This is a genomic window from Roseixanthobacter finlandensis, from assembly GCF_043195105.2.
GTDB lineage: Bacteria > Pseudomonadota > Alphaproteobacteria > Rhizobiales > Xanthobacteraceae > NCEH01.
This window is the reverse complement of sequence record NZ_CM195536.1, coordinates 2,912,165-2,927,432: the sequence shown is the minus strand read 5'-3', so window position 1 is coordinate 2,927,432 and position 15,268 is coordinate 2,912,165. Positions and strand designations below refer to the sequence as shown.

Genomic DNA, 15,268 nt, shown 5'->3' with positions numbered 1-15,268 from the left:
GCCGTGGAATGGACCGACGAGGGCATCGTGATCGGCGTGCGGCGGCACGGGGAGAGCAGTGCCATCGTCGAATTGATGACGCGCCAGCACGGGCGCCATCTCGGGCTTCTGCGGGGCGCCACATCGAAGCGCCACGCGCCGCTTGTGCAGCCGGGCAACGTGATGCGCGCTGTCTGGCGCGCGCGGCTCGACGGGCAATTGGGGCTCTATTCGCTCGAGGCGCTCACTGTGCGCACGGACCTGATGATCCGTGTGCCCCATGCCGCCTTCGGCCTGAGCCATATGGCGAGCCTGCTGCACCTGCTGGCGGAACGCGATCCCCATCCCGGTCTTTACGAGGTGCTTGCGGCGATCCTCGATGCCATCGAGGATCCGGACTCCGCCGGGGTGCTTCTGGCGCGGTTTGAGCTGGCGATGCTGGCCGAACTGGGCTTTGGGCTGGAACTGGACGCCTGCGCCGCCACCGGGGGGCGCAATGATCTGGTGTTCGTGTCTCCGCGCACCGGGCGGGCGGTGTCGGAGGGGGCTGGAGCGCCCTATGCGGAGCGGCTGCTGGCCTTGCCGAGCTTTCTCATCGGCGGTCCGGTGCCCCCTCCTGCGGAGGATCTGGCGGCGGCCTATGTCCTCACAGGGTATTTTCTGAGCCAGCGAATATTCGAACCGCGCGGCATGAGATTGCCGGATGCGCGCGACAGCTTCCTCTCGGCCCTGAAGAGGGAGGCCGCTGGGGCCTCCCCGTTGCAGCGATCACATCAATAAGGACGCGGGCCGTAATAGGGACCCGGACGGGCGGGGCCATAATAGCGGCCGCGCGGCGGACCGACCCACACTCTCGTGCAGCGGGTGGTGACGATCCGGCGCCCATAGGCCCAGCGGGTCACCGGACGGCACACGCGACGCCATGCCACCGACTCGGCCTGAATGCCGCTTTCCGCGAGACCGAGGGGCTTTGCGGGCGTCAGCGGCGTGGCGTTTGCGCCGCTTGCCAGCGAGACGAGTCCGAGTGCTGCCGCACCACAGAAAGCAATCATAAGACGTTTCATTTTTAGCTTCTCCTCTGAAGCTCCAAGCGACGCCATTCGGCGTATGGGCACAAGGTGAAACGCTCGGATGTCGGGGTTATGTTCCCGTGCATCACTTCAGATTAATTCGTGGTAACGAAAAACGTAACGTCGCCAATGATTCTTGAACGCCTATTCACATAGATAAATCAAATCTGCGATTTTGTTCAGTCTTGAGGCCTTCGGGTGTTTCGGGTGTGACAAACCTGTGCACGAAGGTGCACCGGCTTGTGCCGCGACGCAGGGCGCGCTAGTGCGATCCCATGGCTACCCGCACACTTCCCCCCCCAGGCGATGGCAATATCGAGCCGGTCGAACTGAAGGCGGCGCTCGAAGAACGCTATCTGGCCTACGCCCTCTCCACGATCATGCACCGTGCGCTGCCCGATGCGCGCGACGGGCTGAAGCCGGTCCACCGCCGCATCCTCCATGCGATGCGCTTGCTGAAGCTGGATCCGGAAGCCGGCTTCAAGAAATGCGCCCGTGTCGTGGGCGACGTGATCGGCAAGTTCCACCCGCACGGCGACCAAGCGGTCTATGACGCTTTGGTGCGCCTGGCGCAGGATTTTGCCCAGCGTTATCCGTTGGTGGACGGACAGGGCAATTTCGGCAATGTGGACGGCGATAATGCCGCCGCCATGCGATACACCGAAGCGCGCCTCACCGAGACCGCGCGTCTGCTGCTGGACGGCATCGACGACGACGCGGTGGATTTCCGCCCCACCTATGACGGCTCCGAGGAAGAGCCGGTTGTCCTCCCGGCCGCCTTCCCGAACCTGCTGGCCAACGGCTCACAGGGCATCGCCGTCGGCATGGCGACCTCGATCCCGCCGCACAATGCCGCCGAATTGCTGGATGCCGCGCTCCATCTGCTGGACCATCCCGACGCGCCAGCCTCCGACCTGCTGCAATTCGTGCCCGGCCCGGATTTCCCCACCGGCGGCGTGCTGGTGGAGGATCCCGTCGGCGCCGCGGAAGCCTATGCCACCGGGCGCGGCTCGTTCCGCGTGCGGGCGCGCTGGCACAAGGAAGACACCGGCCGCGGCACCTATCTCGTGGTGGTGACGGAAATTCCCTATGGCGTGCCCAAGTCGCGCCTGGTGGAGAAGATCGCCGAGCTGCTGACCGACAAGAAGCTGCCCCTGCTTGCCGACGTGCGCGACGAGAGCGCGGAGGACATCCGCCTGGTGCTGGAGCCGCGCACCCGCGCGGTGGATGCCGAAGTCCTGATGGCCAGCCTGTTCAAGCTCACCGAGCTTGAGGCCCGCGTCTCGCTGAACATGAACGTGCTGGTGCGCGGGCAGATTCCCAAGGTGCTCTCGCTCGCCGACGCGCTGCGCGAATGGCTCGCCCACCGCCGCGACGTGCTGCTGCGCTCCTCGCGTCATCGCCTGGGCGAGATCGCGCACCGGCTTGAGGTTCTGGGCGGCTATCTGATCGCCTATCTCAACCTCGACGAGGTGATCCGCATCATCCGCGAGGAGGACGAGCCCAAGGTTTCGCTCATGTCCACGTTCGAGCTCACGGACGTGCAGGCGGAAGCCATCCTCAACATGCGCCTGCGCTCCCTGCGCCGCCTGGAGGAGATGGAAATCCGCAAGGAGCACGACAAGCTGAGCAAGGAACAGGACCAGCTCAACAAGCTCGTGGGATCCGAGCCGGCCCAGTGGAAGGCGATCGGCAAGCAGATCCACGAGACCCATAAGCTCTATGGCCCGGACACCGCCATCGGTCGCCGCCGCACCAGCTTCGGCGTCGCGGCTGTGTTCGACGAGGATGCCTTCAGCGAGGCGCTGGTGGAGCGCGAGCCGGTCACCATCGTGGTCACGCAGAAGGGCTGGATCCGCGCGCTGAAGGGCCATGTGGCGGATCTCTCCGGCCTTCAGTTCAAGGGCGACGACAGCCTCGCCCACGCCTTCTTCGCCGAGACCACGTCGCGTGTCATGGTCTGGGCGACGAATGGCCGCTTCTACACCCTGGATGCCTCCAAGCTGCCGGGCGGGCGCGGCCATGGCGAGCCGATCCGCCTCATGATCGACCTGGAGCAGGAAGCGGAGATCGTCAGCGTCTTCGCCTATCAGGGCGGGCGCAAGCTGCTGGTGTCCTCGCGCGAGGGGCGCGGCTTCCTGGTGGCGGAGGATGATTGCCTTGCCAACACCCGCAAGGGCAAGCAGGTGCTGTCCATGGATGCGCCGGACGTCGCCACCGCCGTGGTGCCGGCGGTGGGCGATTGGGTGGCGGTGATCGGCGACAATCGCAAGCTGCTGCTGTTCCCGCTCAGCCAGGTGCCGGAAATGGTGCGCGGGCGGGGCGTGCGGTTGCAGCGCTACCGCGAGGGCGGCCTCTCGGACATCAAGGTGTTCGCGATCGCCGACGGCCTCACCTGGGAGGATACCTCCGGCCGCACCTGGACGGTCAGCGAGCTTTTGGAATGGCAGGGCGAGCGTGCCTCGTCCGGCCGCCTGCCGCCCAAGGGATTCCCACGCAACAATAAGTTCGGCTGACGCCATGACGGAAGCGGTCGAAACGCGCGGCCGCGCTTCTGCCGCCAACTCCGGCCTTGCCGCCCTTGCGGCCAGCACGCACCGGCGCGGGGAATTGCGCCTGGTGCTGCTTGCGGCCGTGGTGGGCATCCTTTCCGGCGCGGTTGCGATGGCGATCAGCAGCGGCGCCAAATGGATGCATGCCATCCTGTTCGGCGCCGGAACGGACGGCATGCTCAGCCGTCTTCCCAGCCTGTCGCAGCCTTATATGTACCTGATCCCGGCGGTTGGCGGCCTGGCGATCGGCCTGCTGGCCTGGATCGTGCGCAAGGTACGGCCCGGCGGAATCCGCGACCCGATCGAGGCGAACGCGCTCCACGGCGGGCGGATGTCTTTGCTCGACAGCGCCATTCTCTCGGTCCAGGTCATGCTCTGCAACGGTTTCGGCGCGTCGGTCGGCATGGAGGCGGGCTATAGCCAGGCGGGGGCCGGCATAGGCTCAACCATCGCCAGCCGGCTCGGCCTCAGCCGGGGGCAATGCCGCGTGCTGGTCGGCTCCGGCGCGGCGGCCGGCATCGCCGCCGCGTTCCATGCGCCCCTGACCGGTGCCTTCTACGGTTTCGAGCTGATCATCGGGGTTTACGCCATTCCCTCGGTCGCGCCGGTGATGACCGCGGCTCTGCTCGCGGTTCTGACCGTCCGTACCCTCGGGGCGGAGCCGTTTCCCATCATCGTGCCGCCGATTCCCGACCTGACGCTCGCGGACTATCCGCCCTTCATCCTGCTCGGCCTGATCGGAGCCGGTGTCGCGATCGCCATCATGCGGCTGGTCACTCTGGTCGAGAAGGGCTTCCAGCTCAGCGGTGTGCCCGCCCCATTGCGGCCCATGATCGGTGGACTGGGCGTCGGGGCCCTCGCCCTCTATAGCCCGCAGATCATGTCGAGCGGGGAGGGGGCGCTGCATATCCAGGTGGGGACCGGTGTCACCGTGTCGGTGCTTCTGGTCTTCCTGCTGAAGATCTGCGCCTCTTCCCTGTCGCTGGGATCGGGGTTTCGCGGCGGCCTGTTTCTGGCGGCGCTGTTCCTCGGCTCGCTCATGGGCAAGCTGTTCGCCGGAGCAGCCGCGTTCGCGGGCCTCCCGGTCGATCCCGTGGTTTCGGCCGTGGTGGGCATGGCGGCGCTCGCCGTTGGCATCGTCGGCGGGCCGTTCACCATGACCTTTCTGACCCTTGAGACCACGGGCGATCTCGCCATTTCCGGCCTCGTCCTCACCGCCGCTATCGCCTGCTCCCTCACGGTGCGGGAAACCTTCGGTTATTCCTTCTCCACTTGGCGGCTGCACCTGCGGGGGGAGAGCATCCGCGGCGCACACGACGTCGGGTGGTTGCGGGACCTCACGGTCGGCCGGCTGATGGAGCCGATGCGCGCGACCTTTTCCGCCGACGGGACCCAGGCCGCCTTCCGCGCCGCCTTTCCGCTCGGCCAGATCCGGCACGTCACGCTGCTGGACGCCGAGGGGCGTTATGCCGGGCTGGTGCGGGTGGCGCGGGTCTATTCGGCCGGACAGGACGGGCCGATCGACGCGTTTGCCCAGCACCGCAACGCCATTCTCCATCCCGACATGAATGTCACCGAGGCGGCGGGCGTGTTCCGCGATGCCAATGCGGAGATGCTGGCGGTGGTCGATCCCGACACCGGCCAGGTTCTCGGCCAGTTGCACGAGGTCGAGGCGCTGCGCCGCTACGCGCACGAGGTGGAAATTGCCCGCCGCGATCTCTCCGGCGGGGATTGAGGCTTATCGGCCCCGGGCCTTATCCGCCCGAGGATTATCCGCCCAAGGGCCTGGCGGCCTGGTGGGGAATCGGCAGGCTGCTCAGCAGTTCGCTCGCCCCGGTCCACATGATCTGGAGGCCGATGCACAGGAGCACGAAGGCGAACAGGCGGACCAGGATATTGGTGCCGTTCGGCCCCAGGATGCGCTCGATATCGCCGGCATAGCGATAGGCCAGAAGGATGGTGATCGAGATCGAGAGCAGGCCAAGCACTGCCGCCGCGACTTCCAGCGCCGCGATGGTGTAGGAAAAAGTCGTTCCCGCCGAAACCTGGCTGCCCAGCGCGATGGCTGTGGCGATCGAGCCCGGGCCTACCGTCAGCGGCATGGTGAGCGGATAGAACGCCTGATCCTCGATCCGGGACACGTCGACATCCTGCTGGGAGCTGTTGTCGGTCTGCCGGTCTGCCGGGGCATTGCCCTGGTGCAGGATCTGCCAGCCGACGAACGCCACCACCATGCCGCCGCCCACACGCACCACCGGCAGGCTGATGCCGAAGAAGGTGAGGATGTGCGAGCCGAGCACCATGGAGCACAGCAGCAGGACGAAGCCATAGGTGGCGATCTTGCGCGCGATCATCGCCCGCGTCGCCGGCGAGGCGCCGCGTGTGAACTGGTAGAAAATGGGCGCGCCGCCCAGCGGATTGACCACCGGAAACAGGGCGGCGAACACCGCAAGAAAAACGTTGATAAACTGGCTCACCCGAGCGCCTCCCACGGCCATGCCGCCGCACGCCGTTTGCGGCTTTCGCCACGGGTTTGCAAGGTTGTGGACGAGTGGCCCGGCGTGCTCAAGCTTCGACCCGCTCCCAGCCCTGCGGGGAAAGGCGCTCCTGCGGCAGGAAGCGGCGCTTGTAGTCCATCTTGCGCGAGCCGTTCACCCAATAGCCGAGATAGACATAAGGCAGGCCCATCGCCCGCGCCTTGGCGATGTGATCGAGAATCAGGAACGTGCCCAGGGAGCGGTCGGGGATATTGGGGTTGTAGAAGGAATAGACCATGGAGAGCCCGTCGCTCAGCACATCGGTCAGAGCCACCGCGAACAGATCGCCGATGCCGCGCCCGTTGATGCGCGTGTCCGGCCCGAGCTTTCGATATTCCACCAGACGGGACTGTACATGGGTGTCCTCCACCATCATGGCATAGTCGAGCACGCTCATGTCCGCCATGCCGCCGGAACCGTGGCGGGTGCTGACATAGGAGCGGAAGAGCGCATATTGCTCGGAGGTCGGCACGGTCTCGCGCAGCGCCCCGCCGATGTCGGTATTGGCGGCGAGCACGCGGCGGAAGCTGCGGCTTTCCGTGAACTCGTCCACGCAGATGCGCACGGAGACGCAGGCGCGACACCCCTCGCAGGCCGGACGATAGGCGATTGACTGGCTGCGGCGGAATCCGCCTTGGGTCAGGACATCATTGAGCGTGGTCGCGCGTTCGCCCACAAGGTGCGTAAACACCTTCCGCTCCTCCTTGCCCGGCAGATAGGGGCAAGGCGAAGGTGCGGTCAGATAGAATTGCGGTGTGTCACGCGGATGCTCGGTCACGACACTCAGGCCTCGAATTGTGTGAGCATCGCTCCCAGGGTCGAGTCGGTCAAAAGAATTTGCGCCCCCCGCCTTGCGAAATTTAGCTGCGGCGCAGCAGCGCGGCGCGCGATTCGGTGTTCACCACCACCGCGCCGACCAGGAAATCATGCAGCAGCCGGCGGCGATCATTGAACAATGCCACCAGCAAGACGAACGGCGTGAACACGCTCACCGAGACCCAGAACGCCACCGCATGCACCCCGCCGAGCACGGCATAAGCCGGCGCACCGTACCAGGTGCGCATTTCCAGCTCCATCAGCCGCATGCCGAGCGTGGCCGAAGCGGGAGATCCAAGGGTCAGTGCGTTATAGCAAATGGCCCAGATCACGAACGCCGGTCCCAGCAGGGGAAACAGCATCCAGCCCAAGCTCAAGGTGAAGATGCCGAACACGAAGATGAAGACGGCCAGCAGAACGATCGGGCCGATGATCATCGTCGCGTCGACGGCGAAGGCCACAAGGCGGCGCGAGAGCACACCTTCGAAATATTCCGGCTGGGTGACCGTGTCGAAGGCATGCGGGCGCGTCGAATCCGAGTAAGGACGGCTGTCACCGGGCGTGTATGTCATCTCATTTCGCTCCATGCGCAATAAGGTGGTGTGCCTCACCTTGGGGCGCAAGAACCGGCCGCAGGGTGCAAGCGGCGCCCTGGATGCGCGCTCCGCATTTTGGCAAACCTAGCCGGTGCCGCCACGCCCTCGCCCATGTGGCGTCGGACAAGGGCGGCGCCCGTGTGATCGTCTCTCAGGACCGGATTGCCCATGGATGTTTTCGCCGCCGCCCGCCGTGCCATTTTGCTCACGCTTCTCCTTCTCGGATCGACCTGCGCGGCGCTCGCCATTTCCCCCCGGCCGGTAGAGGGGCAGGGCGGCATGGTGGTGAGCGAACAGGCGATCGCCGCCGGGGTGGGCGCCGATATCCTGCGGCGCGGCGGCAATGCGGTGGATGCGGCGGTGGCGGTGGGGTATGCGCTGGCCGTGGTACATCCGTGCTGCGGCAATCTCGGCGGTGGCGGCTATATGGTGGTGCGCCTCGCCGACGGCACCGCGACCTTCATCGATTTCCGCGAAGCCGCGCCCGGCGCGGCCACCGCCGGCATGTTCCTGGATGGTGACGGCAATCTGGTTCCAGACGCGAGCCTGAAGGGTTGGCGCGCCGTGGCCGTGCCGGGATCGGTGCTCGGCCTCGATACCGCGCTGGAGCGTTTCGGCACCATGTCGCGCACCCAGGTGATGGCGCCGGCGATCGCCCTGGCGCGGGAAGGCTATGTGCTGTCCGCAGGGGACGCGGCCATCCTCGCCACCGGCACCGAGGCGTTCCGCGCCGATCCCACCCTCGCCGCGATTTTCCTGAAGGATGGCGCCGCGCTCAAGGCCGGCGACCGGCTGGTGCAGAGCGATCTTGCCTCGACCCTCTCGGCCATCGCGGCCAGCGGTCCTGCCGCCTTCTACCGCGGCGAGATTCCCCGGCGCATCGTCGCCGCGAGCACGGCGGGCGGCGGCCTGCTGAGCGCGCAGGATTTCGCCACATATGCGGTGCGCGTGGGCGAGCCGCTGCGCTGCACCTATCGCGGCTATGACATTCTCACCGCGGCGCCCTCCAGCGCGGGGGGCACGGCCATCTGCGAGATCCTGAACATCCTTGAGGGCTATCCTTTGTCTTCGTCCGGCGCGGGTGCGGCGGAGACGGTGCATATGATGGCCGAGGCGATGCGGCAGGCTTTCATCGACCGCAATTCCGCGCTCATCGATCCCGCGTTCGGCGCCAATCCGCTAGAGCGGCTGCTGTCGAAGGACTATGCGGTGGCGATCCGGGCGCGCATCGATCTTGCCCGCGCGGCCGTCTCGACGCTGGACGATCCCTCGTCCGCCCCCCATGAGGGCACCGAGACGACCCATTATTCCGTCGCCGACGCGGCCGGCAACACGGTCGCGGTGACCTATTCCCTCAACGCCTATTTTGGCGCGCGCGTCATGGCGCCGGGCACCGGGGTGTTCCTGAATGACACCATGGACGATTTCACCACCAAGCCGGGCAATTCCAATGCGTTCGGCCTCGTCCAGGGGGCGCGCAACGCAATCGCGCCGGGCAAGCGGCCGCTCAGTTCCATGAGCCCGACCATCGTGGTGCGGGAGGGCAAGCCTTATCTCGTCCTCGGCTCGCCAGGGGGATCGCGAATCATTTCCTCCGTGGTGCAGACGCTGGTGAACGTGATCGACCACGGCATGACACTCCAGGAAGCGGTGGACGCGCCGCGCATTCACCATCAATGGCTGCCCGACGTGCTGTTCGCCGAGCCCTATGCCCTGTCGCCGGACACTATTCGCCTGCTGGTGGAGAAGGGCCACAAGGTGGTGGTGCAACGCCCGTGGAGCGCGGTGGAGGCGATCCAATTCCCGGACGCGGGCCCGGCCCAGGCGCAGCAGCCGGCCTTCGGTTCGGATACGCTGCGGCTCTGGAAGCCGCGGCCCGGCACGGTCTATGGCGCCAATGACAACCGCCGCCCGGCCGGGGCCGCCGTGGCGCCGTGACACGCCGCTTTGCTTCAGCGCATGGTGCGTTTTGATGCGCCTCAGCGCATGTCGCGTGCGATGCGGGCGGTCAGATCGGCCTGCGTCGCTTGCTCGCGGGCGATAGCTAGACCCACTTGAGCCTTGATCTCCCGCAGTCCGTCGAGGGCTTCGGCGATCAATTGCTCGGTATCCAGCTGCTCCGCCTCGCGCAATTTATCATCGTCGGGCAAAGCATCGAGCCGGGAAAAGGCCGTGCGCAGCTTCAGCAATTCCTTCGCCAGATGCCACGCCAGGAAGGTGCCGGCAGAGGGGGCGAAGTTCAGATGCTCCAGCATGCCGCGTTTCTGCAGTCGCCGGAGGACCTCGATATTGGGGTAGGCGCAGACCGGATCGGCGGCGCCAAATCCGGACAACCAGTCGTCGACGATGGACTGAAGAAAGTTCAGTCCGTACAGCGCTTCGGCGGAGGCGTCGCGACGTTCCTGCAGGAAGGCAATTTCGCCTTTGTTGATCTGTCCCTGCACCCCGAGCCAAGCGATCCAGCCGGCGAAGATGGTGCCGGCGGCGCCCAGCAGACCGCCGGCCAGGTCGCCGTATTGGCGCAGATAGCAGCCGATCCCGCCAGCGGGCAGGTCGAAATCGCACAGGTGCGCCTTGTCATCGGCAAGGTGCATCAGCAGCCCCACCGAGACGGTGAGCAACAAAAGCACCAGCAGGGTCTGAAAGAGCGGCTTCATGGGGCAAACATGATGGGTTGGGGCGCGGCTTGTCGAGGGCGCGCAGCCGGATTCAGGCGCGGCTCACCATTCGGTGCCACCGGCGCCCAACCGTTCGACAGGCAGGCCCTCGGCTTCCAGCGCGCGCTGGATCTTTTCCGCGTGCCGCGCGTCGCGGGTTTCCACCGTCAGATCGAGCCGGGTGCCCTTGGCCGGAACATCCAGGAAGGTGCGGCGATGGTGCACTTCCAGGATGTTGGCGCCGAGCTGGCCCAGCAGCGTGGTGATCATGCCGAGCATGCCCGGGCGGTCCAATATGGTCAGCCGAAACGAGACGATGCGCTGCTCGCGCTCCAGCTCGCGCACCAGGATGCTGGCCAGCACCCGCGGGTCGATATTGCCGCCGCACAGAATGAGGCCCACGGTCTTGCCCTTGAACCGCTCCGGATCGCTGAGCATGGCGGCGAGGCCGGCGGCACCGGCGCCTTCGGCCAGCACCTTCTGATTGGTCAAAAGGGCGTTCACCGCTTGCTCAAGCCGCGTCTCCTCCACCAGCACGATATCGGACACGAGGCGGCGGATGATCGCCGCGGTCATGGTGCCGACGTTGCGCACCGCGATGCCTTCCGCCAGCGTCGGGCCGCCGCAGGGCCGGGCGATGCCCTTCAGCGCAGACCACATGGCGGGATAGAGCGCGGCTTCGACGCCAATCACCTCGGTCGCCGGCGACAGGCCCTTGGCCGCCAGCGCAACACCCGAGATCAGTCCGCCGCCGCCGATCGGCACGACGAGCTGGTCGAAGGCCGGCCCGTCCTCGATCATCTCAAGACCGATGGAGCCCTGGCCGGCGATCACGTCCCTGTCCTCGTAGGGATGGACGAACACACGGCCTTCCTCCGCCGCGATGCGCAGGGCTTCCAGCTCGGCATCGCCCACGCCCTCGCCGTGCAGCACCACGCGGGCGCCGAACGCCTCGGTGGCGGCCACCTTCACCTGGGGTGTGCTCTCGGGCATCACGATGGTGGTGGAAATGCCGAGCCGCGTGCCGTGATAGGCCACCGCCTGGGCGTGGTTTCCCGCCGACATTGCGATGACGCCGCGCCTGGCCTCCTCGGGCGTGAGGCGGGACAGCTTCACCACCGCGCCGCGTTCCTTGAACGAGGCGGTCATCTGGAAGGTTTCGTACTTCACCCACACGTCCGCGCCAGTGAGGGCGGAGAGCCGCGGCGCGCGCAGGGTCGGGGTTCGCACCACGGCAGCTTCAACGATGCTGCGCGCCGCCAGGAGATCTGCCAGTGTGACGGGCAGGGGCGCAAGACCGGTCGAAAGCGCGTCGGCGCGCATGGGCAGTCCTCGGATTGGGCGAACGAAGCGCGGACGATGCGCCCGAAGTTCAAAAGTGTCGTTTGCGGGCGGCGCGCGCCAGCCGAATCCGGCGCGGCATCGCCAATGGGCAGCGGCCTCAGGTCCCGAGGGCCGCACCTCCCGCAACGGCGGAAGCATCCAACAGGAACCGCTCAGCGGCGGGCGGCGAGCCGCTCGGCCATGCGGGGCGCGAAATAGGTGAGGATGCCGTCGGCGCCCGCCCGCTTGAACGCCATCAGGCTTTCCTCGACCACCCGTTCGCCGTCGAGCCAGCCGTTGCGGATCGCGCCCTCGATCATCGCGTATTCGCCCGACACCTGATAGGCAAAGGTCGGCAGGCCGAAGGCTTCCTTGAGGCGATAGACGATGTCGAGATAGGGCAGGCCGGGCTTCACCATCAGCATGTCGGCGCCCTCTTCCACGTCGAGCGCGGCTTCCCGCAGCGCCTCGGCGCCGTTCGCTGGGTCCATCTGATAGGTGCGCTTGTCGCCGGTGAGGGTTTTCGCGGTGCCGATGGCGTCGCGGAACGGGCCGTAGAAGGCGGAAGCATATTTCGCCGCATAGGACATGATCTGCACGTCCTCGAAGCCGGCGCGGTCGAGCCCGGCGCGGATGGCGCCGACGCGGCCGTCCATCATGTCGGACGGGGCGATCACGTCCGCGCCCGCCTGGGCTTGCACGATCGCCTGATGCACGAGAACGGCCACCGTCTCGTCGTTCAGGATGCGCTCGCCCTCCAGCAGGCCGTCATGGCCGTGGCTGGTGTAAGGGTCCAACGCCACGTCGGTGATGAGGCCGATGTCCGGCACCTCGGCCTTGATGGCGCGCAGCGCCCGGCACACGAGATTCTGCTCGTTCAGCGCTTCGCTGCCGGTCGGGTCGCGGAGCGTCGGTTCGGTATAGGGAAACAGGGCGATGGCGGGGATGCCGAGCTTGGCGGCGCTTTCGGCGGCGCGCACGATCTCGTCCACCGACAGGCGGTCCACCCCCGGCATCGAGGCGATTGGGGTGCGCGTCGCGGTGCCTTCCACCACGAACACCGGCCAGATCAGATCATCGACCGTCAGCGTGTTTTCCCGCACCAGCCGCCGCGCCCAGCCCGATTTGCGGTTGCGTCGCAGGCGTTGCACCAGATCAAGGCTTTCAGCGGCCGGATTGGCGGGCAGGGCGGCGGGGAAACGGGCAACGGGAGACGACATGGACGGGCACTCGCGATGGTGCGGCGACCTTGAAGGCCGCAAGGCATTCCTTATAGGCCTAGATCCGCGCGAGGGCGAGACGATGGCGAGCGGCGGGGTGACGCGCACCGAGAGCGTCTCTATTCGCACCCCTGCGTTGACGCGCGCGGGCGCGCCGTCTAACCCTCGCGGGGCCTGATCCGGCGGGCGCGCGCCCGCATCATCTCTCCTAAGGAGCCGCCGTGAGCACCGAGCCAGACGTCCTGCTGGAGCGCCGGGGGGAAGCCGGCGTCATCACCTTGAACCGTCCGAAGGCCCTCAACGCGCTGAACCACACCATGGTGCGCGCGATCCATCCCCAGATGAAGGCCTGGGCACAAGACCCGGGCGTGACGCGCGTCATCATCAAGGCGGCGGGCGAGAAGGCGTTCTGCGCCGGCGGCGACATCCGCGCCATCTATGAGCATGGGCGCGTCGGACAGGTGGACGATGCACTGCGCTTCTGGTTCGAGGAATATCAGCTCAATCATTATATCGGCACCTATCCCAAGCCCTATGTCGCGCTGATCGACGGCATCTGCATGGGCGGGGGATTCGGCCTCTCCGCCCATGGCCCCTATCGGGTGGCGGGGGAGCGCTATCTGTTCGCCATGCCGGAAGTGGCCATCGGCCTGTTTCCCGATGTGGGCGGCACTCATGTCCTTCCGCGCCTGCCGGATGCGAAGGGCGTGTATCTCGCCTTGACCGGCGCGCGCATCAAGGCGGCGGACGCGCTCTCTGCCGGCCTCGCCACGCATTTCGTTCCCTCGGCCGGTTTTCCGGCGCTGGAGGAAGCGCTCGTTGCCGGCGGTGACGTGGCGGCGACCTTGGCGGCCCATGCGGCCGATCCCGGCCCCGCGCCGCTCGACCGGCACAAAGCCGTGATCGCCGATGCATTCGGCCAGCCGGACATTTGGGCGATCCTCGGGCGCCTGGACGAGATCGGCGCGGGTACGGGCGAGGATGCGGCCTTCGCCCGCGACAGCGCGGCGACCGTCCGCGCCAAGTGCCCGACCTCGGTCGCCATCGCCATGGAGCAGATGCGGCGCGGGCCCTCCCTCGACCTTGCGGAATGTCTTGTCGCCGAATATCGGGTGGTGAACCGGGTGGCGCGCGCCCACGATTTCTACGAAGGTGTGCGCGCGGTGATCGTCGACAAGGACAATGCCCCGCGCTGGCAACCGGCGCGGCTGGAAGATATCGATCCGGCGGTCATCGCCGGCCATTTCGCGCCCATCGACCATGAACTGACGTTCACGCCGGACCCTGCATGACCCATTACGATCCCATCGACGCCAGTGCCCGCGCCCATCTGGAGCGCCTTACGCCCTGGCGTCGTCGGCTGGTGTTCTTCCTGCGGGCGGTGGCGCTCTTCCTGCTGGCGGAGGGCGTCTATCATTGGGCGATCATCTGCGGCGTCGGCGATGGCGCGACGAATTCCTTCGAGAGCCTGCCGCCGTCGGTCCAGGCGGCGATCATCTGGGCGGCGATCATCGATCCCATCGCCGGGGTCGGCCTGTGGCTCGGCGCCGGCTGGGCGGTGGTGCTGTGGCTGCTGGCGACGCTGAGCCAGGTGATCCTGGGCGCCTGGGCACCGGCGGGCATGGGGCGCCTGCTGATCCTGACGCTGTTCGAGCTCGGGCTGGTGGTGGCCTATGCAGTGCTCTCCATCCGCGCCGCGCGGGAGAGCGACGAGGATTGAGCACCGCTTCGTGTTTCACGAAGCGCGTGTGAACCGGACCGGGGAGGGCATATGAGCGACGCCGATCTCAACCAGCAACGGTGGACCCGCGTCGATGATTATATCGTCAATGCGCTCGTGCCGGCCGATCCGGTGCTCGATGCGGTGCTGGAGGCGAGCGCCGCAGCCGGTCTTCCGCCGATCAACGTCTCGCCGGCGCAAGGGCAGATGCTGGCCCTGTTCGCACGCATGGTGAAGGCTCGGCGGATTCTCGAAATCGGCACGCTCGGCGGCTACAGCACCATCTGGCTTGCCCGCGCCCTGCCGGCGGACGGCAAGCTGGTGACGCTGGAGGCCGATGGCGATTATGCGCAGGTGGCGCGGGAGAATTTCCGGCGCGCCGGCCTTTCGCAGCAAATCGACCTGCGGGTCGGCCGCGCGCTTGAGACCTTGCCGACCCTGGAGGCCGACGTGATCGGGCCCTTTGACCTGATTTTCGTGGACGCCGACAAGCCGAGCAATCCCGATTATCTCGCTTGGGCGCTCCGCCTGTCGCGGCCGGGTACGCTGATCGTGTGGGACAATGTGATCCGCGACGGCGCGGTGGCGGATGAGGCCAGCGAAGACCCGCGCGTCCAGGGCGTGCGGCGCCTGTTTGACCTCGTGGCGGCCGATCCGCGCCTGACCTCGACGGCGATCCAGACCGTGGGCAGCAAGGGATATGACGGTTTCGCGCTGACCTTTGTGAGGGATCCCGCATAAGGCTGGGCGGCCGTGCGGGGAACCGCCGGCCATTGCGGAGGGTTTCTTCCGCGACGG

Annotated in this window: 14 protein-coding genes; 7 read left to right on the top strand and 7 right to left on the bottom strand. The window is 66.9% G+C overall.

The window, feature by feature from the left end:
* Positions 1–3: 3 nt before the first annotated feature.
* Entirely contained in the window at positions 4–759 is a 756-nt protein-coding gene (recO, locus tag V5G24_RS13935) for a DNA repair protein RecO (protein ID WP_394081950.1), read from the top strand.
* On the opposite strand, the gene V5G24_RS13930 is transcribed toward recO, so the two are convergent.
* Positions 753–1,043 carry a hypothetical protein gene (locus tag V5G24_RS13930; protein WP_394081952.1) on the bottom strand — a complete coding sequence of 97 codons (291 nt, stop codon included), beginning with the start codon at positions 1,041–1,043 and terminating at the stop codon, positions 753–755. The genes recO and V5G24_RS13930 overlap by 7 nt on opposite strands.
* Positions 1,044–1,324: 281 nt before the next feature.
* Between V5G24_RS13930 and parC the strand changes: the two genes are divergently transcribed.
* The gene (parC, locus tag V5G24_RS13925) at positions 1,325–3,565 is read left to right on the top strand and encodes a DNA topoisomerase IV subunit A (RefSeq protein WP_394081954.1); all 2,241 of its coding nucleotides are present in this window, start codon (positions 1,325–1,327) and stop codon (positions 3,563–3,565) included.
* A gap of 4 nt (positions 3,566–3,569) precedes the next feature.
* The gene (locus V5G24_RS13920; RefSeq protein WP_394081956.1) at positions 3,570–5,336 is read left to right on the top strand and encodes a chloride channel protein; all 1,767 of its coding nucleotides are present in this window, start codon (positions 3,570–3,572) and stop codon (positions 5,334–5,336) included.
* A gap of 34 nt (positions 5,337–5,370) precedes the next feature.
* Here the strand turns inward: V5G24_RS13920 and V5G24_RS13915 are convergent, their stop codons facing one another.
* From V5G24_RS13915 to V5G24_RS13905, 3 genes are all read right to left on the bottom strand, one after another.
* The gene (locus V5G24_RS13915; RefSeq protein WP_394081958.1) at positions 5,371–6,078 is read right to left on the bottom strand and encodes a MarC family protein; all 708 of its coding nucleotides are present in this window, start codon (positions 6,076–6,078) and stop codon (positions 5,371–5,373) included.
* Positions 6,079–6,166: 88 nt separating this feature from the next.
* Positions 6,167–6,916 (bottom strand): arginyltransferase, encoded by a 750-nt coding sequence (locus V5G24_RS13910; RefSeq protein WP_394081960.1) that lies wholly within the window; start codon positions 6,914–6,916, stop codon positions 6,167–6,169.
* 82 nt (positions 6,917–6,998) lie between these two features.
* Positions 6,999–7,526 (bottom strand): RDD family protein, encoded by a 528-nt coding sequence (locus V5G24_RS13905; protein ID WP_394081962.1) that lies wholly within the window; start codon positions 7,524–7,526, stop codon positions 6,999–7,001.
* Positions 7,527–7,718: 192 nt separating this feature from the next.
* On the opposite strand from V5G24_RS13905, the gene ggt reads away from it, so the two are divergent.
* Positions 7,719–9,488, top strand: coding sequence for a gamma-glutamyltransferase (gene ggt / locus V5G24_RS13900; protein WP_394081964.1), 1,770 nt, complete (start codon positions 7,719–7,721; stop codon positions 9,486–9,488).
* Positions 9,489–9,529: 41 nt separating this feature from the next.
* Here the strand turns inward: ggt and V5G24_RS13895 are convergent, their stop codons facing one another.
* The 3 genes from V5G24_RS13895 to hemB all read right to left on the bottom strand — a co-directional run bounded on the left by V5G24_RS13895 (position 9,530) and on the right by hemB (position 12,750).
* Positions 9,530–10,207: a hypothetical protein gene (locus tag V5G24_RS13895; RefSeq protein ID WP_394081966.1), complete on the bottom strand. Its 678-nt coding sequence runs from the start codon at positions 10,205–10,207 to the stop codon at positions 9,530–9,532.
* Between the two features lie 63 nt (positions 10,208–10,270).
* Entirely contained in the window at positions 10,271–11,530 is a 1,260-nt protein-coding gene (locus V5G24_RS13890) for a threonine ammonia-lyase (RefSeq protein ID WP_394081968.1), read from the bottom strand.
* Between the two features lie 173 nt (positions 11,531–11,703).
* Positions 11,704–12,750, bottom strand: coding sequence for a porphobilinogen synthase (gene hemB / locus V5G24_RS13885; protein WP_394081970.1), 1,047 nt, complete (start codon positions 12,748–12,750; stop codon positions 11,704–11,706).
* Between the two features lie 221 nt (positions 12,751–12,971).
* On the opposite strand from hemB, the gene V5G24_RS13880 reads away from it, so the two are divergent.
* Genes V5G24_RS13880 through V5G24_RS13870 form a run of 3 tightly spaced genes read left to right on the top strand, consistent with a single transcriptional unit; the run spans position 12,972 to position 15,211 of the window.
* The gene (locus V5G24_RS13880; protein ID WP_394081972.1) at positions 12,972–14,042 is read left to right on the top strand and encodes an enoyl-CoA hydratase/isomerase family protein; all 1,071 of its coding nucleotides are present in this window, start codon (positions 12,972–12,974) and stop codon (positions 14,040–14,042) included.
* Positions 14,039–14,470, top strand: a complete 432-nt coding sequence (locus V5G24_RS13875; protein ID WP_394081974.1) for a DUF6163 family protein — start codon at positions 14,039–14,041, stop codon at positions 14,468–14,470. Before V5G24_RS13880 ends, V5G24_RS13875 begins: the two co-directional genes overlap by 4 nt.
* Positions 14,471–14,521: 51 nt before the next feature.
* Positions 14,522–15,211 (top strand): O-methyltransferase, encoded by a 690-nt coding sequence (locus V5G24_RS13870; protein WP_394081976.1) that lies wholly within the window; start codon positions 14,522–14,524, stop codon positions 15,209–15,211.
* Positions 15,212–15,268 lie beyond the last annotated feature (57 nt).